This is a genomic window from Gottschalkiaceae bacterium SANA (assembly GCA_036323355.1).
Lineage (GTDB): Bacteria > Bacillota > Clostridia > Tissierellales > GPF-1 > GPF-1.
Genome location: AP028876.1, coordinates 2743646 through 2767566, shown reverse-complemented (window position 1 = coordinate 2767566; position 23921 = coordinate 2743646). Strand labels below are relative to the sequence as shown.

At 44.4% G+C, this 23921-nt stretch carries 22 protein-coding genes and 2 other annotated features; of the genes, 10 read left to right on the top strand and 12 right to left on the bottom strand.

The window, feature by feature from the left end:
• Positions 1 to 8: 8 nt before the first annotated feature.
• Positions 9 to 983 (top strand): DUF4003 family protein, encoded by a 975-nt coding sequence (locus AC25CA_RS13550; protein ID WP_486814365.1) that lies wholly within the window; start codon positions 9 to 11, stop codon positions 981 to 983.
• 12 nt (positions 984 to 995) lie between these two features.
• On the top strand, positions 996 to 1352 hold the full coding sequence (locus AC25CA_RS13545) for an arsenate reductase family protein (RefSeq protein ID WP_486814364.1): 357 nt from the start codon (positions 996 to 998) through the stop codon (positions 1350 to 1352).
• 59 nt (positions 1353 to 1411) lie between these two features.
• On the opposite strand, the gene AC25CA_RS13540 is transcribed toward AC25CA_RS13545, so the two are convergent.
• The 4 genes from AC25CA_RS13540 to AC25CA_RS13525 all read right to left on the bottom strand — a co-directional run bounded on the left by AC25CA_RS13540 (position 1412) and on the right by AC25CA_RS13525 (position 6735).
• Positions 1412 to 2890 (bottom strand): hypothetical protein, encoded by a 1479-nt coding sequence (locus AC25CA_RS13540; protein WP_486814363.1) that lies wholly within the window; start codon positions 2888 to 2890, stop codon positions 1412 to 1414.
• Positions 2891 to 2981: 91 nt separating this feature from the next.
• The gene (locus tag AC25CA_RS13535; protein WP_486814362.1) at positions 2982 to 4625 is read right to left on the bottom strand and encodes a hypothetical protein; all 1644 of its coding nucleotides are present in this window, start codon (positions 4623 to 4625) and stop codon (positions 2982 to 2984) included.
• Complete coding sequence (locus tag AC25CA_RS13530; RefSeq protein ID WP_486814361.1) at positions 4622 to 5410, bottom strand: ABC transporter ATP-binding protein; 789 nt, start codon at positions 5408 to 5410, stop codon at positions 4622 to 4624. The genes AC25CA_RS13535 and AC25CA_RS13530 overlap by 4 nt, the downstream gene beginning before the upstream one ends.
• A 104-nt stretch (positions 5411 to 5514) precedes the next feature.
• Positions 5515 to 6735 carry an aminopeptidase gene (locus AC25CA_RS13525; RefSeq protein WP_486814360.1) on the bottom strand — a complete coding sequence of 407 codons (1221 nt, stop codon included), beginning with the start codon at positions 6733 to 6735 and terminating at the stop codon, positions 5515 to 5517.
• 129 nt (positions 6736 to 6864) lie between these two features.
• Positions 6865 to 7118, top strand: a binding site (T-box leader).
• Between the two features lie 64 nt (positions 7119 to 7182).
• On the opposite strand from AC25CA_RS13525, the gene aspS reads away from it, so the two are divergent.
• The 5 genes from aspS (at position 7183) to AC25CA_RS13500 (ending at position 12424) form a co-directional block, all read left to right on the top strand.
• The gene (aspS, locus tag AC25CA_RS13520) at positions 7183 to 8463 is read left to right on the top strand and encodes an aspartate--tRNA(Asn) ligase (protein WP_486814359.1); all 1281 of its coding nucleotides are present in this window, start codon (positions 7183 to 7185) and stop codon (positions 8461 to 8463) included.
• A 14-nt stretch (positions 8464 to 8477) separates the two neighbouring features.
• Complete coding sequence (locus AC25CA_RS13515; protein ID WP_486814358.1) at positions 8478 to 8735, top strand: hypothetical protein; 258 nt, start codon at positions 8478 to 8480, stop codon at positions 8733 to 8735.
• A 9-nt stretch (positions 8736 to 8744) separates the two neighbouring features.
• The gene (gatA, locus tag AC25CA_RS13510) at positions 8745 to 10106 is read left to right on the top strand and encodes an Asp-tRNA(Asn)/Glu-tRNA(Gln) amidotransferase subunit GatA (protein ID WP_486814357.1); all 1362 of its coding nucleotides are present in this window, start codon (positions 8745 to 8747) and stop codon (positions 10104 to 10106) included.
• A 1-nt stretch (position 10107) separates the two neighbouring features.
• On the top strand, positions 10108 to 11538 hold the full coding sequence (gene gatB, locus AC25CA_RS13505; RefSeq protein WP_486814356.1) for an Asp-tRNA(Asn)/Glu-tRNA(Gln) amidotransferase subunit GatB: 1431 nt from the start codon (positions 10108 to 10110) through the stop codon (positions 11536 to 11538).
• 196 nt (positions 11539 to 11734) lie between these two features.
• Positions 11735 to 12424, top strand: a complete 690-nt coding sequence (locus AC25CA_RS13500) for a queuosine precursor transporter (protein WP_486814355.1) — start codon at positions 11735 to 11737, stop codon at positions 12422 to 12424.
• A 24-nt stretch (positions 12425 to 12448) separates the two neighbouring features.
• On the opposite strand, the gene AC25CA_RS13495 is transcribed toward AC25CA_RS13500, so the two are convergent.
• Positions 12449 to 12928 carry a GNAT family N-acetyltransferase gene (locus AC25CA_RS13495; RefSeq protein WP_486814354.1) on the bottom strand — a complete coding sequence of 160 codons (480 nt, stop codon included), beginning with the start codon at positions 12926 to 12928 and terminating at the stop codon, positions 12449 to 12451.
• 71 nt (positions 12929 to 12999) lie between these two features.
• Here AC25CA_RS13495 and AC25CA_RS13490 point away from each other — a divergent pair, with 71 nt between their 5' ends.
• Together AC25CA_RS13490 and AC25CA_RS13485 are read left to right on the top strand one after the other, a co-directional pair.
• Positions 13000 to 14943, top strand: coding sequence for an IGHMBP2 family helicase (locus AC25CA_RS13490; RefSeq protein ID WP_486814353.1), 1944 nt, complete (start codon positions 13000 to 13002; stop codon positions 14941 to 14943).
• Positions 14944 to 15002: 59 nt separating this feature from the next.
• Positions 15003 to 16250 carry a reductive dehalogenase gene (locus tag AC25CA_RS13485; protein ID WP_486814352.1) on the top strand — a complete coding sequence of 416 codons (1248 nt, stop codon included), beginning with the start codon at positions 15003 to 15005 and terminating at the stop codon, positions 16248 to 16250.
• 13 nt (positions 16251 to 16263) lie between these two features.
• Here AC25CA_RS13485 and AC25CA_RS13480 read toward each other — a convergent pair whose 3' ends face one another.
• From AC25CA_RS13480 to AC25CA_RS13455, 6 genes are all read right to left on the bottom strand, one after another.
• Positions 16264 to 17007 carry a TIGR03915 family putative DNA repair protein gene (locus AC25CA_RS13480; RefSeq protein WP_486814351.1) on the bottom strand — a complete coding sequence of 248 codons (744 nt, stop codon included), beginning with the start codon at positions 17005 to 17007 and terminating at the stop codon, positions 16264 to 16266.
• The gene (locus tag AC25CA_RS13475) at positions 16991 to 18265 is read right to left on the bottom strand and encodes a putative DNA modification/repair radical SAM protein (protein ID WP_486814350.1); all 1275 of its coding nucleotides are present in this window, start codon (positions 18263 to 18265) and stop codon (positions 16991 to 16993) included. Before AC25CA_RS13475 ends, AC25CA_RS13480 begins: the two co-directional genes overlap by 17 nt.
• Positions 18266 to 18376: 111 nt before the next feature.
• Entirely contained in the window at positions 18377 to 19390 is a 1014-nt protein-coding gene (gene asnA, locus AC25CA_RS13470) for an aspartate--ammonia ligase (RefSeq protein WP_486814349.1), read from the bottom strand.
• Positions 19391 to 19661: 271 nt separating this feature from the next.
• A complete protein-coding gene (locus tag AC25CA_RS13465; RefSeq protein ID WP_486814348.1) occupies positions 19662 to 20153 on the bottom strand; it encodes a ferritin-like domain-containing protein in 492 nt (163 codons plus the stop codon).
• Between the two features lie 54 nt (positions 20154 to 20207).
• The gene (gene putP, locus AC25CA_RS13460; RefSeq protein ID WP_486814347.1) at positions 20208 to 21692 is read right to left on the bottom strand and encodes a sodium/proline symporter PutP; all 1485 of its coding nucleotides are present in this window, start codon (positions 21690 to 21692) and stop codon (positions 20208 to 20210) included.
• A gap of 39 nt (positions 21693 to 21731) precedes the next feature.
• Positions 21732 to 21975 (bottom strand) — a binding site (T-box leader).
• A gap of 72 nt (positions 21976 to 22047) precedes the next feature.
• Entirely contained in the window at positions 22048 to 22728 is a 681-nt protein-coding gene (locus tag AC25CA_RS13455; protein ID WP_486814346.1) for a Crp/Fnr family transcriptional regulator, read from the bottom strand.
• Between the two features lie 97 nt (positions 22729 to 22825).
• Between AC25CA_RS13455 and AC25CA_RS13450 the strand changes: the two genes are divergently transcribed.
• Positions 22826 to 23599: an ATP-binding protein gene (locus tag AC25CA_RS13450; protein WP_486814345.1), complete on the top strand. Its 774-nt coding sequence runs from the start codon at positions 22826 to 22828 to the stop codon at positions 23597 to 23599.
• A 20-nt stretch (positions 23600 to 23619) separates the two neighbouring features.
• Here AC25CA_RS13450 and AC25CA_RS13445 read toward each other — a convergent pair whose 3' ends face one another.
• Positions 23620 to 23910, bottom strand: a complete 291-nt coding sequence (locus AC25CA_RS13445) for a hypothetical protein (protein WP_486814344.1) — start codon at positions 23908 to 23910, stop codon at positions 23620 to 23622.
• Positions 23911 to 23921: the final 11 nt, after the last annotated feature.

Here is a 23921-nt window from a genome sequence, read left to right as displayed (position 1 = left end):
GAGGATCTATGGTAGAGGCAAAGATCTCACAGTATTTACAACTTTATGAGTCAATGAAAACGACCTACAAGTGGAAGATTAGTGATCCATCCCTGCGGATGATTCCCTTGTTTTATTTGATGAAGGACCATCCCTTTGAAGCAAATCGTTATGAATCTTTTCTGTCAGCCATTCGGAATGAGACGGGTATGTTTTCTAATTTTCGTGGAATGAATTTGTATCTGATTGCTGCAATGATGGATACAGAAGGGTATACGGCTGCATCGGTTTCACAATTGATGGAGCTGGAGAAAACGCTTAAGCAGCAAAAGATCAAGGGACCCTATATGCCTATGGTAGCTGTGTCTTTGTTGTCTGAATCGGCCTTGAGTCCAAGATTGCTTAAGTCGCAGGAAATTTACCAACTAATGAAGAAAGAACATAAATTTCTAACGGGAAGCGATGATTTTCCCATGGCTGTGCTTTTGGCCAAGGATGAGCGACAACCCATGCAATTGATCGAGCAAATGGAAACATATTATGATCGATTGTCCAAGGAACGCTATCACAAGGGGAATATGCTGCAGATGATGACCCATATTCTTACGGTTTTGCAGCCGGAAGCTTTGCAACTCTCTCTAGTGGAACGGTGCGGAGGATTTCTCGATGAGATGAAACGTCAGAAGGTGAAGTGGAGTGATTATTTTTATCCACAGATCCCTTTACTGGTTTTAAATGAGCAGCCGGTGGAAGAGGTGGTCCGTTGTTTGAGTGAATATGCCAAGCAATTGTCTGTGACCAAAGGGTTTAAATGGCAGGGAAGCATGAATACCATGCTTGCAGCCATGCTGGTGGTCAGCGATTTTATGAAGAGCGAGGAGTACGCGGCCTTGTTGAGAACAGGGGTTTCTACCGTGATTCAGCAGATTATGCAAGCACAACAGGCTGCTATGATCGCAGCGATTGGGGCTTCAACAGCAGCAGCTGCCAGTGCATCCAGTTAGGGGGGAAGAGACATGATCAAACCTTTGGTATTGATTTATCCGAAGTGTGGGACCTGTAAGAAAGCCATGAAATGGTTGGAGGAGTCGAAAGTCGAAGTGGATGTTCGTCATATTGTAGAGGAAAATCCAACGGCTGAAGAATTGAGAACTTGGTGGGAACAAAGCGAATTGCCGCTAAAGCGATTCTTCAATACAAGCGGTATGAAGTATCGGGAATTGCATCTAAAAGATCAATTGCCAACCATGAGTGATCAGGAACAATTGGATCTTTTGGCAACGGATGGGATGCTGGTGAAGCGGCCCTTGCTTGTTGGGGAAACAATCTTGCTTGGATTTAAAGTGAAAGAATGGGAAAAAAATTTCCAATAGGATTTATTATATCTAAGAAGAGGGCATGTCGCTTGTGAGCGACACGCCCTCTTCTTGTGTTATGATGCAAATTTAATTTGATTGACAGTCCAAGTGGAATCCTTGTACTCATAGAGAACAAAGAAATCGCCTTCTAGCACATTTGATTCTTCGGATGGAATCGACAAGTGAATCTTGACTTCCAACTGAATGGGAGAATGCACAGTTTCCTCTAAGATTTCAAAGGTTTCGATCTGTGATGCTGATGAGACCATGAATTTTTCTGTTTCCAAGAATGGGAGGAGTTCTTCAACCAAAGCAGATTTCATTCGATTTTCCGTTAAGGGAAGAATGTCTAGATAAAAGGATTCTTCAACGGGTGCAATCTCTTCTCGACTTACATCAGATTTCAAGGAAATAAAATCAGAGAAATAGCTGACTTCGTCCATATTGTCATAATCACGAAGGGATTCTGTACCATCCTCCAAGTAGATGGTGCGAGATTCCTGGGTAGGAATCGCATAGACCATATGCAATTGGATTGCCGTACATGGATCGAGAATTCTTTGATTCATTTTTAGTGTCATGGTCACCGGTTCTCTCGGCACATAGCGATCTTCATCCAATTGACCGTCTACACTGACAATCTCTGTTGGAATCACTTCACCTGCATCCGTCATCACTTGGAATCGATAGTGTTCTTTTTCCAAGGCGAGTTGTGGAACATAGGCATCGGGTATGATGGTAAGGGTGATAACCCCTCCAAGATCGTCCCACTTAATAGACGTAATTTTTGCATCAGTGAGGTGCTTAAAGGGAATCAGGTTCCAAGATTGATTCTCAATCACCTTGATTTTTCTAAAGAATTCTTGGAATGAGAGAGCGGTTTCGCGTGAGGATGGAAAAGTGAACTCTCTTGCAGCAATGGCTGCATCATTGGAAAGATCAATTTCAAATTCCTCATCCATAGCGCGTATACGGAACAAGGCTGCCGGGTTTCGGATTTCGCTAAAGGTATGGGTGAAATAAAGATAAGACTTTGGCGGCAAAATAGTCTGTGGATAGCCATAATCCATTGATATTGCTTGTTGTCCATCCGTTGTTTCAAGAATGCTGCTTAGATGCATGGAAGCATCGCGATAGGAATAGAGCCACAGTTCTGATGGATTTGCAATTCTGTATTCAATCTCCAAGCTTTCATTTTCAGGGCTATACTGATAACTGTATAGGGAAAGCTGCAGGTTGACTCGATCTGCTTGCTGTTGATATTGGCTTCTGTCGAAAAGAATTCTGCGAATGTCAAAACTCCCACCGTTGATCGCAGTCAAGAATTGATTGACAATGACACGCCCTTCACTTCTTCCGAAAGTTACCGTCGTTGCTTTCGCTTCTTCTGGTTCTTTGGGTTCTGTCGCCTCATCGATAGGAATTTCCGCTTCCACTGGGGTCTCAACCTGGGCAGGCTCTTTTGGTTCAACTGAGGTTGGTCTTGTACACCCTGTAAGAAGTAAGAGTAGGATGATCACGATGATCATCATTTGTTTTTTCATTTTTTTCATGGTGTGCTCCTTTTATCGTAATGTCCTTACTAGTATATTTTATCAAACTTCTCAATACAAGCAAAAGAGAACCCGCATGTGCGGGTTCCCATTATGATTCTCGCTGTACTTTTTTGAGGAAGCGGTCCGTTTCCCATGCATAAATAGCCAAAACCATACTGAATAGTAAGAATACCCAGGATGCATGCAAGAGAAAGTTAACTGCTGCATGCAAAAGACCGATAACGATGATGGCGGCCATGTTCAAGAAGATCATCCGCAATAATTTGTTTTTGTTGTCTTGAATCGCCGCGATATCCTCTGAAAATGGAAAAGCCTCACCGAAGCTTCGATGATTCAGGCGGACAAAGAAACACAGAAGAAAGAAAATCGAGACAATTTCATCTAAGGCACTCAAGCCGTAAAGGCCGATAAAAATCAAAGTGGGAACAATAAAAACAGGCAATTGATAGCGGACAAAAAAACTTTTCATTAAGCCACGTTTCATTTGATTTGGACTCTGTATTGGGAGCGCATTAAAGATCCAAGCAGCTTGAAAGTATTCGCTTTTCATCCCATAGATCCCTAAGGGTAAGACCATAAATCCAGTCATATACAAGGCGTAATAAAGGGGAAGTTCTCGGAGTTCAGACAGGGAAGTTCCCCGCATCAATGTTGGCATGATGATTAACAGAGGAAAAATAATTCCTAATGCCAATTGTGGAATGACGATCAATTGGATTTTCCGTTCTCTTTTTAAGAGTCGAGAACCCATGATGAAACCGGCTGATTCCTCAGAATGACGGGTGAAAAGTTTGGCGACTAGTCGTTGCCTATTCATGGAATGGTCTAGCTTTTTGCTGTCGATTTTTTCTTTGTTTTCATCAAGTCGAGAAAGCATGGAATCGAATCGAGGAGCGAGTATCTTCATATAGAGCAGGATCATACCAATAGGTAAAAGTATACCTGCACTTTTTAGAAGAATTGGCAAGGCGCCACTCTCCGTTGTCATCCAGCTGGCATACCATTGAGAGGGGAGTAAAAGGTGCCACCAGGCAGGCGACAAATGAGCACTTGCTCCCTTGAGTTCGATACCCTGATTGAAGACTTGATAGGAGAGCATCATGATAATCGTGACGCCGACCTGCAGATATTGAATCATATCGCGTAGTTTTTCACCGCTGAATAATCGCAAAAGCCCTGCATAGAGAAAGGCTGTGAATACGACTGTGATTAAGTCCATGCCAAGATAAGCAAGAAGACAGATAAGCACGCCTTGCCACCCATCATAATAGCCCTCTAATAGAAGCAGGGGTAGACCCAATACCAGGGTCATAAATCCCATATAGACAGAAATATGAAGGAGTTTTGCAAGGTGTAGGCTTTTTTGATCGATGGGCTTTGTTTGTAAGATGAATTGGCCTTGTTTATCCAGAATAATAGCGGAATAGTCGGTGATCATAATAAGAGCAGCCATTAAGAAGATAAAGAAGAATCCCAAAGACACGCGTACATAGGAATCAGGAATGGAAGAAACAATCAAGGCGGTGAAGACGCCCGAGATGCCATACATCAGAGCCATCATTTGAAAGATGCCATGTTCCCGTTTCCCTTTTTTCTTGCTTGCTGTTGATTTTCTTCTTGCATCCAGTGTTAATTGAAGATCAAGAACGGCTTTCACCTTTTCCCAATCGCAGCCCATTTTAGCTACGGGAGATGCGAGAAAATCTAGTTTGTTAACAAAGGTATTTCTCATGCTTCTTCCTCCAAAATACTGACAAACCGTTCAGCCAGTTCTTGATGATCGGTGAAGCCGGTGAGATCGTTAAAGAGTCCTTCTAGCGAAGCCTCATGATTTTGTGCGCTTAATTGTTGGAAACTGCCGTCTGCAACGACTTTCCCATCGGAAAGTAAAATAATGCGATCTGATATTTTTTCCACGACCTCCATAATGTGGGAGGAATAGAAGATTGTTTTTCCCTTTTTTGCCAGGGTAGACAAGACCTCTTTAAAGATCATGACACTATTGGCATCCATGCCGTTCAAGGGTTCATCGAGAATTAGAATATCAGGATTATGTAGCATGCTGCTGATGATCAAGACTTTTTGTTTCATTCCTTTGGAGAAGGAAGCCATGCGATTGTGGTAGTTGCCGTCGATATCAAAAATTTTCATGAGTGCTTTGGCCCGACTTTTCGTGGTTTCGGGCGACAATTCGTAGAGGGTGCCAAGAAAGTCAAAATACTCGGCAGGACTTAAGTTTTCATAGAGTTCGCCCCCCTCGGGTACGTAACCAATTCTGCGCTTGAAGTCACTTTTGTTTGGGTCAATAAGCTGGCCAAATAGCGAAATTTCACCTTCGTCAATGGACAACAAGCCTAAGATCAGTTTGATTGTCGTACTTTTACCAGCACCATTTGCTCCGATATAGCCAATAATTTCACCGGGATAGACAGAGAAATCAATGCCTCTTAAAACGGGTTTTCCAGGGATATATGATTTGCGAACGTCCTTAATCACTAGGACAGGATTTTCATTCATGAGTAGTCCTCCTTTTTTGTTGAGTATACCATGTGAAAATAATTAAAATGGAAATTTCAGGAAAATGTAAGAACCCCCATATCCAAGGATATGGGGGTGAAGTTTTATGCCCAATTTCCATCGATAAAGAGTTGAATCTCTTCGCCGGATTTTGTGATTCCCACGATGGACAAATCAGCCGAGCCGATCATAAAATCAGAATGAGCCAAAGAACGATTTAACCCTGCATTGGCAAGCTCTTCTTCGTTCATTTGATCGCCATTTTCCAAACACATGCCATAGGCATTTCCAATGGCCAAATGGCAGGAGGCATTTTCATCATAGAGGGTGTTGTAGAATACAATATTGGAGTTTGAAATTGGGGAATCGTAAGGTACCAAAGCAACTTCACCGATATAATATGATCCTTCATCGGTTTCGATCAAGGATTTTAATGCCTCTAGACCGGATGCAGCTTCATAGCGAACAATTTTTCCCTTTTCAAACCAGATTGAAAAATCGGTGATCAGATTACCCTGATAACTTAGTGGCCGTGTTGCCTTCACCCATCCATTGAGTCCGGTTTTTAGATTGCTGGTAAAGACTTCTTCGGTTGGTAGATTGGGAACAAAATCTCGTCCCTTGGCATTGGGAATAGATCCACCGACCCAGATATGATTATCGGGCAAATCGATGGTAAAAGCACAAGTTTTCGATTGATATCGTAAGGAACGAAACCCCTTGCTATTTAACAAGTCTAGTCGATCCTTCAAGAAAGCAATATGATCTTTCCATGCCTGAACGGGATCATCTTGGTCTACGCGGACAATAGAAAAGACTTGCGACCACAACTTATCCATGGCTGTTTCTGGCGCATCGTTAGGGAAGACCTTGGATGCCCAAGCCTCTGAAGGGATGGTAAGAAGACTCCAACTGCATAGCCCGTTCATGGTGTAATGTCGATACCCTTTTAAGGCAGTCATAGCCGTACGGTTCCAAGTCTGCATTCTATGTGGATCAATGCCCTTCATTAAATCTGGATTTGGCGTGAGAATCGTGAGAAATGCACCGCCGTTTTTTGCGATGGTTTCCAATCCTTCTGCCCGCCATGCCGGAAAAGTTTCAAAGGCTTGGTCGGGTGCCATCTTATAGCGAGTCTTGCTGGTGACTTCATCGTTCCAGAAAACATGTACATCCTTTGCACCTGCAGCGTAGGCTTCTTCGACAACCATGCGAGCAAAGGGAATCGCATTGGTTGGAGCGTTTAGGACCAATTCTTGGCCCGGTGCAATATTGATTCCGACTTGGATGGCAAGTTTTGCATAATTTCGTAATTTGTTTTCCATGTGGATCCTCCTCATATACTACATTTCTATAGAATAATTGTATCATATTTTCAAAATTTGGTAAGATGGCTAAAAAGAATTCAAAAAATTCTTGACAAGGCAAAGACACTTGTCGTATAATCAAAAACAATAAACGCATAGACGGGAAGAGTAACAGCATGGACCATGCTAGCGAGTCGGGGATAGTGGAAGCCGGATGATGAGACATGATTGTGAAGAACATCCCTGAGCGGCCAACCGAAATGCAAAAAGTAGGCTTGGACGGAACCAACCCGTTAACACATTGGACAGTATCGAAAATGAAAATTTTCCGTACTGAGGTGAGTGGTCGTTTTTTAACGGCAACTAGGGTGGTAGCGCGAAGTTAACTCTTCGTCCCTTATTTGGGGGACGAAGAGTTTTTTTTATACCCTCAACACTTCCTCGGATGGAACCAAGGAGGAAAAAATGAAGAAAATTTTTATCGAAGATCTACAGGGTATGACAGGGGAAGTGCTGGAAATTACAGGTTGGATTCATAAGATTCAGAAACTGAAAACAGCCGGGTTTTTTCAATTGAGGGATGCAACTGGATTGGTTCAGGTGGTTTGCGACCCGGAAGTTGCTGAATCCCTTCGTCTGGAAACGCCGGTAGAGCTTGTTGGCCAAGTTGTTGGCACAGAGCGTCAAGATGCGGGGGTCGAAATTCACTTGCACAAGATTGAAGTGTTAGCTGAGGTTGCCTATGATCTATTGCCCTTCTCGATCAATGGCCGCACGGTAGACGCAGGATTGGAAAAACAATTGGATGTGCGGACAATGAGCCTTCGTAGACCCAGAACACGAGACGTCTTTCGCATTGAGCAAGAGATTGTTACCGCCTTTCGAGACTTTTTGATTGAACGACGATTTTCCGAAATTCATACACCAAAGATTATTGATGCAGCCACGGAAGGCGGTTCGGAAGTCTTCACGGTTGATTATTTCGGACAACGAGCTTTTTTGGCTCAAAGTCCACAGTTCTACAAGCAGATGATGGTCGGCGCCGGATTTGAACGGGTATTTGAAGTGGGACACGCCTACCGGGCAGAACTGCATGCCACCCAGCGCCACTTGAACGAGTATGTGAGTTTGGATGTGGAAATGGGATTCTTGCAGGATGAAAAAGATTTGATGGATTTGGAAGAATCCTTATTATTTGCAATTTTTGATCGCTTGGAAGCGACATGCCAGTGTCAGCTGAGTCGGCTTCAAGCAGCTGTGCCAGAGCGAAAGCCCTTTCCTCGAATTTCCATGTCCCAAGCAAAAGAAAGACTGGAGTCGGAAGGGATCCGAACCGGGGTCACATTAAATGGTGGCCAGGAGAAACGTTTGGGCCAAATCATTGAAGAGGAAACGGGATCACCCTTCTATTTTTTAACTGAGTATCCCTTGGAAAAACGCCCAGTCTATACCTATCCAGGAGAGCGAGAAGGGACATCAAGATCCTTTGACTTGATTTTTCGGGGGATGGAGATTACCACAGGTGGACAGCGGATTCATCAATATAAAGACTTGTACGACGGCATGGTAGAGGCGAAGATGGATCCTCAGTCATTTGGATTTTATTTGGATAGTTTTCGGTATGGCATGCCGCCCCATGGTGGATTCGCTATTGGCTTGGAGCGACTGACCATGCAACTCTTGAAATTGGACAATATTCGCCAAGCGACCCTATTGCCACGTGACTTGCATCGTCTAAGGCCTTGATTGGAGGAATAAAAATGAGAGATCATATAGAGAAAGCCGCAAAACTTGCGAGAATTGCTTTGAAAGAAGAGGAATTTCCAGCGATTGAAAAAGCCTTTGCTGGATTGATTGCACATTTTGAGCGTATTGGTACCGTAGAAGTCGGTGAGGAGAATCCTCGACCTAGCTTGTTGCTTCGCGAAGACATTTTACGTCAAGAGGTCTATCAGCCGGAATGGGAAGAAGGCGAAACCAAGGATCAAGCTTTGGTGATCCCTCGAGTTATGGATTAGGAGGCGCAAATGGAAACGATTGAACAAGTATTTTCAGAGATAAAGAAAAAGGATGAGGCCATAGGCGCCTTTCTTTCCTTCGACATGAAGGACGGTGAAAAGCAAAGAGAAGAAGCGGAGAGCAGCAAAGGTTCTTTGGCGGGGATTTCTATGGGAATCAAGGATAATATTGCCGTCAAGGGACAGCCTCTTACCTGTGCATCCAAGATGCTGAAGACTCATCGTGCCAGTTATGATGCGACAGCGATTGAGCGCTTGCGAAAAGCCGGTGCATGGTTTGTTGGAAAAACGAATATGGATGAGTTTGCCATGGGTGGCTCAACGGAGAATTCGGCCTTTCAGCAAACCAAGAACCCCGTAAACCACGATTATGTGCCGGGTGGATCATCAGGTGGAAGCGCTGCAGCTGTGGCGGCAGGCATGGTGTCGGCTGCCTTGGGTACGGATACGGGTGGATCGATTCGTCAGCCGGCAGCCTATTGCGGCATTGTTGGTTTGAAACCGACCTATGGACGGGTTTCTCGTTACGGATTGGTTGCCTTTGGCTCTTCCTTTGATCAGATTGGGCCCATGACCCAAACGGTGGAAGAGTGTGAGCAACTCTTCTCAGTCATTGCTGGAGCAGATGAAAAGGATCCGACCTGCACGGGGGAAGGCTATCAGATTCAAAAAGAAAGATCTGATTTTACCACACTGCGTGTTGGTCTTGTGAGAGGGATTGAAAAGATGGGAATTGAAGAATCGGTTCTTGCGGCCTATCGAGATTTGGTTCAGGAGTTTCAAGAGGCAGGTGCCCTTGTGGAGGAAGTTGAATTTGCCTTGCCCTCTGAAGCTGTATCCGTTTATTATGTGTTAACCTCCGCTGAGGCGTCTTCCAATCTGGGACGATTCGACGGCATTCGATATGGCCTAAAAGGAAGGGGTTCATCGGTAGAAGAAGAGATGAGAGCCAGCCGATCTCAAGGATTTGGATTGGAAGTGAAGCGCCGGGTTCTATTCGGCACGCATGTGCTGTCAGCAGGCTATCAGGATCAAGTTTATAAAAAAGCACACTTGTATCGGGCAACCCTGAAGAAAAGAATGGAAGTTTTGTTTCAGTCTTACGACTTGTTCTTGATGCCGACGACGCCTACACCGGCATTTCGATTGGGAGATCACAGCGATGACCCCATGGGGATGTATTTAGAGGATGCTTTTACGGTACCGGCCAGTTTGACTGGGATTCCCGCTTTGTCGATTCCTTACGCCAAGAGTGAAAAGGGATTGCCCATTGGCATGCAGATTATGGCTGCTCACGGTCAGGAAGAGATGATTTTTGAAGTTTTAAAAGGTTTGGAAGCGAAAAATGGCATTTTTGGAAGGAGGGGCTAGGATGTATGATATTGTAATTGGATTGGAAATTCATGTTGAAATGAAAACACAGACGAAACTGTTTTGTGGATGCTCAACAAAATTTGGCGCAGCACCCAACACCCAGGTATGTCCCATCTGTCTAGGCTTGCCCGGTACCTTGCCGCAGGTCAACAAGGAAGCCGTTTCCCTTGCCATTCGGGCTGGTGGCGTTTTTGGATCGAAGATTCAGCCCATCAGCCAGTTCTCACGAAAAAACTATATGTATCCCGATTTGCCAAAGGCCTATCAAATCACCCAGTATCAAGAACCGATTTGCACGGATGGTGGAATTGAGATCATGCGGGATGGTCAGCGTGTGATGATTCACTTGGAGCGGATCCATATGGAAGAGGATCCTGGCAAGTTGATGCATCCGGAATATGAACATTTTTCCCTAGCCGATTATAACCGTTCGGGGATTCCATTGATTGAAATTGTAACGAAACCCGATCTACAATCACCAGAAGAAGCGGTAGAATTTTTAAAGGCACTTCGCGCTCAATTGGATTTTGCAGGGATTTCGGATTGCCGAATGGACCAGGGGTCCATGCGATGCGATGCCAATATCTCTTTGAAAGAACCAGGAACGGAAGTCTTAGGTACCCGGGTGGAGATCAAGAATATTAACTCCTTTCGGGAAGTGCAAAAGGCCTTGGAAAAGGAAGTGAAAAGGCAATCCGATCTTCTTCGATTTGGGGAAGGCGACAAGATTGTTCAAGAGACAAGAAAATGGGACGCGGGAAAGGGGCGAACAATTCCCATGCGATCCAAAGAGGATGCTGAGGATTATCGGTTTTTTGATGATCCCGATCTGCCAGTTATTCAACTAACTCAAGAGCAGATTGATGCAGCATGGGTTGATTTGCCGACAGAAACCGCGATTCAGCGTCGAGAGCGATTTCAGAAGTGCTACAGCTTGAATCTAGATGAAGCAACGAAGCTGACGGAAGATGCGGTATTGGCTCGCTTGATGGATCAGGCGGGGCAAGGCCATTCCGATCCCAGAAAGCTTGCAACTTGGATACTGACGGAAGGACTTCGCTTGTACCGATCCGGGGAAGGCTTTCGGGTTGATGCATCTACATTGCTCGCTTTGATTGAAAAAATTGAATCGGGAGAGCTTTCTCATTCGGCAGCCAAACAGGTTTTCGAAGTCCTGTGGGAAAAAGGGGCTACGATCGATGAGACCATTGCAGATTTGGGATTGAAGCAGAACAGCGATCAAAATGAATTGACGGCGCTGATCGCGAAAATCGTAGGGGAAAACCCAAAGGCGGTTGAAGAAATTAAGTCAGGAAACGGCAAGGCTTTTGGATTCCTCATGGGGGCTGTTATGAAGGCAACTCGGGGGGCAGCAAACCCAAAGATTGCCAAATCGTTAATAGAAGCAGAAATCGACAAGGTAAATTGAGACGGGGGTCCCTTGCGGATCCTCTTTTTCTATGGTATTCTGTATCTCAGACAGTTCGTAAGCCTCCTGTCTTTAAACAAAACTACGGCACACAGCAAAGAAAAAGACATCATCGATGTCCTTGTTGTGCTGCTCAAATGGGTAGCGCATTTTTTTTGATTAAAAATACCATAAGCATGGAAAGGGGTGTGGTTTTATGAATGAATTATTATGGCTGGTTATGCTGGTTGTGAACTTTGTTTTCATTTTGTTTGCCTACCGAAAGTTTGGAAAATTAGGATTATATGCTTGGGTGCCGATCTCTATTATTATTGCCAATGTGCAGGTAGTGAAGAGTGTAGATTTGTTTGGAGTAGCAGCAACGCTTGGAAATATTGTCTATGCGACAGGATTTCTGGTAACGGACATCTTGTCGGAGAACTATGGAAAACGTGATGCGAAACGCGCGGTTTATCTGGGGTTCTTTGCTCTGATTTCTCTCACAGTTCTGATGCAATTGGCTTTGTATTTTGAAGCAAATGCCTTTGACTTTGCGCAGGCGTCTCTAGAGACGATCTTTGGAATTATGCCGCGTATTTTAGTGGGTAGCTTGGCAGCTTATGCAGCATCTCAATTGCATGATGTTTGGGCTTACAACAAGTTAAAGCAGAAGTTTCCATCAAAAGGGCAATTGTGGTTGAGAAATAATGGGTCAACCATGGTCAGCCAATTGATCGATTCGGTCTTGTTTACTTTTATTGCCTTCTACGGCGTATTCCCAATGGAAGTGCTATGGGAGATCTTGCTATCAACCTATGTGTTGAAGTTCCTTGTGGCAGCAGCGGACACGCCATTCTTGTATATCGCAAGAAAATGGTATGAAGAAGGAAAGATTCCAGAAGATTAAATAGGAAAGGATAACACGAGAGTGTTATCCTTTTTTATATTCTAGATATATGGATTTGATCCCATCTTCAATAAAGGTTTCCAATGACTGAAAACCGGATTTCTGAAGGGCTCTCAAGGAACGCTGATTGGATGTGTAGGTGAAGGCACCAATTGATTGGATCGGATATCGATGAAAGACTTCATCGAGAAATGGTGGAATAAGGGTCGCAGCAATACCCTGGCCCCATTTTGATTTGTCGAAGATTACAATGCTCAGCATTGCCATTTTTTCATCGGCTACATCGATCCCATAGCACCAGATATCACCGATATAGAGGCCATCAACTAGAATGACTTTTCCGTAGCTGGTCGCATTATTTTGAAGAGAGTTTTCAAAAAGAGCCAAAGCCTCTTCCAGAGAAGAAATACTACTTGGAAACATGTTTTGAATTTCACTATCTTGTGTTTTTTCCCAGAATTCTTTTACGTGATCTCGGGTTCGGGCTTGCAAGGATATATTCATAACGCGTCACCTCCTAATGATATAATACTATAGAAGAAAGACCATATGCAAAATGTGAGGAGTTATCAAAGATGAGACCAGAGGGTAAAATTTATATACAGAAACAATTGAAGATGATTGAAGCGGAACGTGCAGAAGAGATGCGGAGACAGTTCGACGAAATGAAAGAGCTTTCGGGCTATGAACGGGAAAAGCGAGGGCGAGCCCTTTGCAAGATGAAATGCCGAAGAGCGGGAAGAAATGCTACGGGTGCTTCTTTGATGCGGTTTATGAAAATAGAATCCAATACGAGTATTGTCGAAACAGAGATCAAGGTAGGCGACCGCGTAATCATCAGCCAGGGCAATGTTCTGGATAAGCGTAATGCGTCGGCCATTGTGGATCAAGTGCGGCGATTTGACCTGACCCTAGCATTTGAAGGAAGACCCAAGCGTTTTTCCAATCACCTGCCCTTGCGATTGGATTTATCGGCCAACGAAGTAACTTATCAACGAATGAAGGATGCCGTTGAATCTTTAAGAAAACCACAAAATGAAGGAATTTTAAAAATAGTGACGGGTACCCGTGTGATGGAAAAGATGGGGGAGCCTGTGGAGATTCATCAGCCCAAATTAAATAAAAGCCAACAAGATGCCGTGAAAAGGGCCATGGAATCCCAGCGATTCTTTTTGATTCAAGGTCCCCCTGGAACAGGAAAATCGAGAACGGCGGTCGCGTGCATGGAAGAGGCGATCAAACACGGCGAGCGGATCTTGATGACGGCTGATTCCAATGCGGCTGTGGATCACCTTTTGGATATGGCATTGAAACATGGGGTGGCTGGCATCCGCGTGGGAAATCCGATTCGCGTACATCCACATCTGATTAAAGAAACCCTGGATTACAAATTGATGCATCATCCTTGGCGAACAGAGATCGAACCCTTGAGGAATCAAATGGTGGATTTACAGGAAGAACAAGCAAGCTTACAGCGACCAAACCCCCGATGGACCCGAGGCATGTCCAATGAGGAAATCAAGGCTATGGCGAAAACCAATCGAGGCAGTCGTGGCGTATCGGCAGACCAGATACAGTCCATGGCAAAGTGGTTGGATGTGCAGGAAAAAATCGAACCAATCTTCCAATTGATAAAAACGGTGGAAGCGAATATATTACAAGAAGTACTAGGAAAAGCGCAAGTGATCTTCACCACCAACAGCACAGCTGGTGCAGCGATTCTATCCAAGGAGCAATTTGATCTTTGGATTCAAGATGAAGCGACGCAGTCGGCGGAAGCTGCATCTCTAATTCCCTTAAGAAAAGCCAAACGCTGGATTTTGATCGGTGATCAAAAGCAATTGCCCCCAACGATCTTGAGCCAAGAGGCAAAGCAACTGGGCATGGACCAATCTTTATTTGATCGTTTGATCAATCAGCTTAAGAAAAACAAGGCTCGCCTTGATATTCAGTATCGCATGAATGAGGAATTGATGGCACTGTGCAATACGCGCTATTATGAGGGCAGTCTGAGAGCGGGTGAAAAGAATCGTGCTTGGCGGATGGATGATTTATCCCACGTGAAGAATTGGCCCAGGGAGTGGACCCGTGTCTTCTTTTCTGTGAAAGGAGAAGAAGAGAGCCGAAAGGGGGGGACCTCTTTTCAGAATAAAAAAGAAGCGGAGGCGGTCGAATCCTTGGTGAAAGGCCTTTTGAAGATGGGTGTGAAAGCGGAAGAAATTGGTGTGATCGCACCTTATTTAGATCAGGTGAAGCTCTTAAAGCGCTTGATCAAGGAACCGAAGCTAGAGATCCATTCGGTGGATGCCTTCCAGGGTCGGGAAAAAGAGGTTATCCTTGTTTCAACAGTTAGGAGCAATAATCAAGGGAACTTGGGATTTTTAACGGATGAACGGCGATTGAATGTGACCATTACCCGGGCCAAGCGTGCTTTTTTGATGATTGGGAACCCTGATACATTAAGAAATCATTCGGCTTATGTGCACTTGATGAGCAGGCTGACGCAAGGCCAATTTTAATGGGTGCTGCGCTTGACAAAGTGATAGGAAAGGACGAAAATGTGAATAGATAGAAAATTATGAATAATCAAGGAGGTATTACTCATGTTCCCAAAGAACTGCTGAAAGCTTCTCATGAACCCTATACGGTTGATGAGGGCAAGTATCAACGATTTCCCGTGTATCGACAAGCATTTGTGTCGGTGAGTGTTCAGGATACGGGGGAAAAAACGCGGGTGGGCTTCATCCCAAAAATGCAGAAAACCCTAGACGAAAAAATGCGAAATCATGAGCCGGGATATTCTCGGGTCGATTATGCCATGGATTTGGGTGCTGATGCGTTTGATTTATTGGTTGGGAAGGATGGTGACCCGAATACAGAGTTGCTTCAATGGAATCCAGAATCGGAATCGGAACGATGCGCCAATTGCAAAATTGATTTGCCGCCGGATGAATTGACGGCAAAGGTCAAGGAAGCAACTAAACTGTATGGTGCTGATTTGACCGGTATCGCGAAACTCGATGAACGGTGGGTCTATGCCGAGGATATGGTAAAGCCCTTTGTTTTTCGGGAAGATGGCCTTCCAGAGGAGACGGAAGAGGCCTTTTTGATTCCTAAGTCTATGAATCGGGCGATTGTTATGGCTTTCGTGATGGACGAGGATTTATTGGCGCTTTCGCCGGGGATTGCTGGTAACATCGCGACTTCCATCGGTTATTCTCGAATGGCGGTTGCAGCAGATTCTCTAGCGCGTTATATTCGCGCTCTGGGCTATCAAGCGATTCCCTGTATGAATGATACTGCTCTTAGCATTCCGCTGGCTATCGACGCTGGCATGGGTCAATTGGGCCGTCACGGTCTATTGATCACTCCTGAGTACGGATCGAATATTCGCCTGGGCAAGGTCATTACGGATTTGCCATTGATTCCTGATCATCCCATTGATTTTGGGGTAACGGAATTTTGTGAAAATTGTTTGCTCTGTGCAAAGAGTTGCCCCTCAGGTGCCATCAGTGTAGGGAAGCGTAGCTTTGATTGCCAAGGGGAAACGGGGAATCCAGGTGTCTTGAAGTGGCCTGTTCAAGGGGAGAGCTGTTTGCGGTTCTGGCAGGAAAATGGGACGAGTTGTTCGAATTGTATCACTGCATGCCCATTTACTTATGGATTTGAATGGATAAATTGTTCGGAATGTGAGGCGTGTGAAACTCATAAGGGTTCATGTTCTTTGCAGACCAATACAGAAATGAGAAAAAAATATGGATATCTGGAGGACTCCTCGTGGGGAAGTTCTCCGAAACGGATTCAACCAAGAAGGAGTGGGCTATAAGCCCGCTCCATTTTCAACGAAATTGAGGTGAGTTGACTTCCACAAGATCTTTCCAGTATCGCCTAGGCATATACTGTGCCTGGAGACGTGGATTTTTTCTTTCCGGGATGGCGATATGGGTGAAGTAGCCTCGCCATAATTGTTGGACCGCGAGTTCTTCTCGGGGAAGGGTGAGTGCAAAATCCCGTTTGAAAGGTACCATGCGCCATTTTACGCCATTACAGAGAATGGCAAGATTCCGTTTGGTATCATGTATAATCCAAGCTTCCCCATGGAGGCGGTCGAGAAAGTGATCGGCCATAAGCCCTAGAATGGCATTGTCCGGTGAGAAGGAAGCGTATAGGATCCCTTTGATTTCCTGAAAGCGGATCAGGCCTAAAAATCTTGCAGCCTCCCATTCCACAGCGGTGGCAATGGTCTGCACGGGTTCTACATCAGGGTGGGTGAAGATTGCATCAAAGCCGCGTCCCTTTTTAAATCCAAAATTCAAATAGATGAGCAGGAGATTTTCTTTGTTGGGATGATCCGAAAGAAATGCGCGACCGCATTTATGGGCGACATCCGAAGAAAAACGTTCTTCCAGCTCGTGATAGAAGGTGGCAGCACGAATGGGGTCCGTTTCAATGCTTCGCACTTCTTCTCCTAAGCGATATTGATAGTGGGTTTCCGGGAAAATGCCGGAAGTCCTTTTTTCTTGAAAATGAATGGCGGCGGCGGTTAAAAATCCGTCAAATGAGTGATCATATAGATAATCCACGGGCTTGCCCTCCTTTGGCGTTGGGGAAGAGCCGTAATTGATGGCTCCATTCCGGTTGTAGAGCGGTTTTAATTCCCTCTGGGCTTATGGAACGTCCGCCATAGTATTTGCCCCTCACGGTGAGAAAGAAACGGGCTCGTTTCCATACGAGACGTGTTTTTTTTACTTCTTCGACGGATAGAGAGGCAAGGCGCCGTTGATTGACAATTCGGGACGCCGTTTTGTGTCCAATGCCTGGTACACGAATTAGGGTTTCGAAAGGGGCACGGTTGATTTCAACGGGGAATTGTTCCAAGTGGCGAATGGCCCAAATCATTTTTGGATCAAAGTCCGCATCAAAATGCGGCTTGATTTCGTCGAGTAATTCTTCTGCACGAAAGCCATAAAAGCGAAGAAGCCAATCCGCTTGATATAGGCGGTGTTCTCGCATTAAGGGGGCAATTTTTGGTATGGGAACCAGGATCTTCTTGGGATTCCCTACGGGGATATAGGCGGAATAAAAGACACGCTTCAATTGAAAGCGATCATATAGTTTCTGTGAAGTATGTATCATTTGATAGTCGGATTCTGGAGTCGCACCCACGATCATTTGGGTGGACTGTCCGGCAGGTACAAAGGATTGTGCGTTTCGGTATTGTTTAAGTGCATAGCGGTTCTCTTCAATTCCATGTTGGATTTGATTCATAGGCTTCAAGATCGTTTGTAGTTGCTTTTGTGGGGCTAGGCGTTGCAGGGATTCACTGCTTGGTAATTCGATATTCGCGCTCATGCGATCCGCCAGAAAGCCTGCCTGCTGAATGAGTCTTGGATCTGCACCGGGGATGGCTTTCACATGGATGTATCCTTGGAATTGCCATTGATGACGTAAAAGTTCGAGTGTTTTTACGATCTGTTCCATGGTTTGATTGGGTGAAACATCGACAGCACTAGACAAAAACAGTCCTTCAATATAGTTTCGCCGATAGAAGGCCATGGTGGTCTTTGCGATTTCTTCCGGTGTTAGACTTGCCCGTGGCACATCATTGGATGAACGATTGATGCAATAGGCACAGTCGTAGACGCAGTGATTTGTCATTAATATTTTCAAGAGAGAAATACACCGGCCGTCGGCTGCCCATGCGTGGCAGATACCGAAAGAACGTGCGTTGCCGATCCCGCCCGCTCGATTGTTCTTCCGCTCATTTCCACTGGAGGAGCAAGATACATCGTATTTTGCGGAGTCCGCGAGAATTTGAAGTCGATCATAGACATCGTACATACGTTCACCTCCTGAAAGTAGTATAACAAAGTTTACCAAGAAAATCAAACGTGTGTTCGATATCCAAAATAAAAAAAGCCACGAATCATTTTTGATTCGTGGCTTCTAGATTTATAGTAGAAAAACACCTGCTTTTTCACAATCACTGACCATTTCTGCTGGCCATAGGGAGGCTTGAACCTCACCGATATGTGCTTTTTGCAAGAAGAACATACACATTCTGGATTGTCCAATACCGCCGCCCATGGTTTGAGGAAGCTCCCCAGCTAACAAGGCTTTGTGGAAAGGAAGTTCAGAACGATCTTGGCAACCACGTTGGGCCAATTGCATTTTCAAAGTTTCTGCATCAACACGGATTCCCATGGAAGAAAGCTCAAATGTTTGATCCAAAATGGGATGCCAGAAGAGGATATCGCCATTTAACGTCCAATCGTCATAATCAGGTGCTCGTCCGTCATGGGGTTCCCCAGATGCAAGAGCTCCGCCGATCTGCATCAAAAAAACGGCCTTTTTTTCTTTGGTAATGGCATCTTCTCGTTGTTCTGGTGTTAGATCGGGGTATCGTGTTTCTAATTCCTGAGACGTAATAAAGAAAATCTCGGCTGGAAGTGTAGGCTTAATGACTGGATAAAGGGTATCCATGTAGTTTTCTGTCATTTTAAAGACACGGTAGATTTTTTTTACGGTTTTTACTAGGGTTTCCATGGTACGGTCTGCTGGAGCAATGATTTTCTCCCAATCCCATTGATCCACGTAAAGAGAATGGAGGTTATCTAATTCCTCGTCGCGTCGGATTGCATTCATATCTGTATACATGCCTTCATTAGGTGCAAATCCGTAACGGTTAAGGGTCATGCGCTTCCATTTTGCAAGGGAATGTACCACTTCGATGCCATCGTGAGCAAGATCGGGTACATCAAAAGAAACTGGACGTTCCACACCGTTTAAATCATCATTCAGTCCACTTTCTGGAAAGACGAAAAGCGGAGCGGATACACGCTCTAAATTTAGTGCATTTGCCAATTCTCTTTGAAAATAATCTTTAACCTGCTTGATTGCTTTTTCTGTCTCTCGCAGGGTTAATTTAGATTCGTAATTATTGGGTATAACTAGTCCTCGAAACATCTTAATACTTCCTTTCAAACTTATTTCGATATTGTAACAGTTTATCGAAATTAATCCTTTTCGTCAAGGTCAATAGTTTCATTACAGCTATTACCATCGAGTTTCGATTGGAAGGGGACAGGCAAGGAAAGATTGTGTTCAGATTCAGTTCATAGACGTTGAACAGGTCGGTGCGAAAACGAAACTTGTGCATCGACGAACGAATCAATAAACAAGCATAAAAGAGACAATCCGTTTAATAAGCGGATTGTCTCTTTTATTTGCAGTCATTTTAAAACGGTGCAAAGCTTTGTTCGCTCCACCACTCTTGGCGGTGCTTGGTGTACTCGGTTTGGAATTGTTCCAAGTGGGTTTTCTCCCAAGCAATTAGAATTTCATAGAGTTTTTTTGCTTCTGGAAGCTCAGTTTCTTCGAATGCTTTTTCATAAAACTTGATTGATGCTTTCTCCATTTCCATCCCAATCGAAAAGATGGTAACAGCAAGGCTTAAATTGGCATTGTCCTTGATATCACTAAACCGATAAATTCCTGGTGATGGGATATCACTGAGGAAAGCCAATTGAAAATCATCGCCTTGTTTTTTAATTTTGTTGAATAGTTCCTTTAGGTAAGTAGAATGCTTAAATTCTTCATCGGCCAAGGCCAAAAGTGCATTTTTACTTTCTATTGACTTTGTTTGTCCTGCAGCCATCTTATAGAATTCATAGCCTTCTATTTCGTTGAGGATGGCTTGTTTGATTAGTGTTAGTTCCCGTTCTTTCATCCTTTCACCCCAATCTGTAAGATTCTAACTTACAGATACCCGAGGAGGATTCCCTTATTCATGGATCTTTTCAATTTCCTTGAATTCCACATCTAGATTGATTGCATTTTTTTGATCCATAGCGCTGACAAGGAAAATTGCCAGAGAAGCGAGAATGAAAGCAGGGAGCAATTCATAGAGGTCAAAAAGGCCGCCAGACATGTTTCTCCAAATCAATACGGTGGCGCCACCGATAACCATGCCGGCTAAGGCACCATTCCCAGTCATTTTTTTCCAATATATCGATATCAACACGACGGGGCCAAAGCTGGCTCCGAAACCTGCCCAGGCATAAGCGACCAGGTCTAGTACCGAGTTTTCAGGGTTCCAGGCCAAGAGGTAGGCGAAGAAGGCAACGGCAATAACGGTGCCCCGACTCAGCCATACATAGGTCTTTTCTGCGAATTCTTTTTTCGAGAAAACTTTCAAGAGGTCTTCGATCAAAGCGGAACTTGTTACCAGTAATTGGCTGTCTGCAGTGGACATAATCGCCGCTAAAATCGCTGCCAAAAGAATGCCGGCAATGACTGTTGGGAAGGTTCTTTCTACCATTTGAATGAAGATTGTTTCGCTTGATCCTTCGAGTGTTCCGCCTAAGTAAACCAAACCGATCATGCCGATCAAAACTGCTGCAATCAGGGAGAAAACAACCCAAGTCATGGCAACCCTCCGCGCATTTTTCAATTCACCGATCTTTTCGATGGCCATAAATCGGGTTAGAATATGAGGTTGTCCGAAGTAGCCAAGTCCCCAAGCCAACAGGCTTGCTATGGCAAGACCACCCATGGCTGTACCGTCCATATAGGTAAAGGCGTTTAAGAGTTCTACGTTGATTTCCTTCAATTCTGCTAGGGTAAGGCCGATACCGCCAATCTTTCCAACGCAAACAATGGGAACAATAATCAGGGCCAAGAACATCAAGATTCCCTGAAAGAAGTCTGTCCAACATACAGCCATAAATCCACCCAGGAAGGTATAGCCGATAATGACTAGGGTGCCAATGGTCAATGAAACCGTATAAGACATGCCAAACACCGAGCTAAAAAGTTTTCCGCCGGCAACCAAACCGGACGCCGTGTAGATCAGGAAGAAGACTAAAATCACCACAGCGGAAATAATTCGAAGTCGTGGAGACGTTTCTTTGAATCGGTTTTGAAAATAGGAAGAAAGGGTAATGGCGTTGCCCATTTTTTCTGTCAGGATACGCAATCTTTTGGCGACAAATTTCCAATTCGCCCAGGTACCAACTAAAAGGCCGAGGGCAATCCAGACTGCTTCCATACCCGAGGTATAGGCGTAGCCGGGGAGACCCATTAAAAGCCAGCCGCTCATGTCGGAGGCTTGAGAACTGAGGGCGGTTACCCAGTAGTTTAGTTTCCGGTCACCGATGATGTAGTCGGATAGTTTCTCGGTTTTTCGGTAATAGAGCCAGCCGATGCCTAGCATCATTAAAATGTAAAAGAAAAAGATGGTTAAAATTCCTGCTTGTCTTGTGGTCATTATATTTCTCCTCTCAATTAAAAAAACCTCCATCCCAAACATAGGGACGAAGGTTACTCCGCGGTACCACCCAAATTGAAAGAAGTTGCTCTTTCCTCTTGATCAATCAGTACGGAGTTTACACTCGATACTGCCCGGCTTGATAACGGTCCGGTTCCGATTTTCCTTTCGGAAACATACTCGGGGTTAGGTTCCACAGGGTTTTCACGAAAAACTTTCAGCCAAGGTTTTTCTCTCTAAAGTGAAAAGCGATCTGTGTACTGGCACCCTTCATCGTTTGCATGGGATGAATTTTAACTCATTGTATTGCATGGAAACACATTCGTCAAGGGGTTGAAAACCAGTTGTTACAGATTTATTCAAATAAGACCGCTTCTAATCGCTCTAGATCCAAGATCTTGAAGCCATTTTTTTCGTAATCGATGAGTCCTTCGTCTTTCATTTTTGCCAATTCACGAGATAGTGATGGCCGGGTTGTTCCCAGACGGTCAGCCATTTGCTTGCGTGAAACGGGGAGTTGAAACATCATGGCATTTTGTTTTTTGTAGATTTCTAAAAGATAATCAATGATTCGTTGCCTTAAGGTGTGGTACGATAAGCTTTTCACTCGTTGATTTAGGATTAATATTTTTTGAGAAAGTACTTTCATAAAGTTTTCCATCAACAATGGATACGTTTGATTCAGCTGCATGAGCTCTTCTTTCTTTAGAAAATATACTTGAGATTTGCTTTGAGCAATCAGTGTGGCTGGAAAGGTTTTTCTGTTCGAAAAGACGATGACCTCGCCAAACATCTCTCCTTTTTCAAGGTGGTTGATGGTTATAAATTTTCCAGAGGGGTACGTTTTTTGTACGTCTATGATTCCTGAAATAACGATGCCGATATGGGTGCAGGGCGTTTCTTCATTTGCAACAATTTGTCCCTTTTGAAAAGACTCAAGGTTGCCGTGTGCTTTCGTGATGAACGATTCTAATTCGTTTTCATGAAAGTCTTGAAAAAGTTTTGATTGTAGGATCGTGGATTTCCATTTTTCCAAGTGCGCCTCCTTTGGTAACGTAGGTTACGGTTTTTTTACCCGAAATTGTTTATGATAAGCATATTACAAAGACGATGATTGAAAAGGAGAATAATTTATGGAACGTTATAAGAGAACGATTATAAGCATTGATGAAGATAAATGCAACGGATGTGGCCTTTGTGTAACAGCATGCCACGAGGGTGCGATTCAAATGATTGATGGAAAAGCAAAAATGATGTCGGATCAATATTGCGATGGATTGGGCGATTGCCTGCCTTCATGCCCAACAGGTGCCATTACTATGATTGAACGAGAAGCGGATGCCTATAACGAAGAATTGGTTATGGCAAGAATGGCGGAGAAAAAAGCGGCAGAGCCTACAAGTTGCGAAGGATTTGCAGATGCAATGCCAAGTATTCCATGCGGTTGTCCCGGTTCAGCAGCCCAATCGATTCAAAGAGAAGAGCCAAAGACTCAAGCAGCACCGCTACAACAAGCAGTTGATTTTCAAACTGTGCCGTCACAATTGAAACAATGGCCGGTGGAACTGGAATTGATCAACCCCTATGCGGATTATTTGCAGGGTGCTGACCTATTGATTGCTGCGGACTGTACCGCCTACGCGTACGGAAACTTCCATGCAGAATTTATTAAAGGTCGTGTAACTGTGATTGGATGTCCCAAGTTGGATAATATCGCAGCCCATACTCAAAAGTTGACTGAAATTGTGAAGGCGAATGCCTTGAAGAGCATTACAGTAGTCAGAATGTCAGTGCCATGCTGTGGTGGCATTGTGAAGGCGGCTCAGCAGGCTATGCTGAATGCACAAAAGATTGTGCCTTACCGTGAAGTGGTGATTGGACCAGACGGAACCATTGTTTCCGAATAATAGTAGAACCTCCCATTAAATTATTGGGAGGTTCGTTTTTTTTCGATGAGCAAAATGGCATCGTAAGCTTCTTTTAAGCCGACACCGGTCGATTTTCGATAGGCTTTTATTGCTTTATTCTGTTTGCCATCTTGAAGTAGTATGTGAATTTCTGAAAGTTCTTGTTCATCTATAAGACTCTCTACACCGAGTTGTTCTGTGATAAGGTCAAGTCGTTTATGTATATAAGCAATTGAATGTTGCAATTGGCTTATGGTTGCAAGAAGGACTGCGGCTGTGAGCGCGATTGCTCCGAGTATGATCAATTCCATAGTTTTACCTC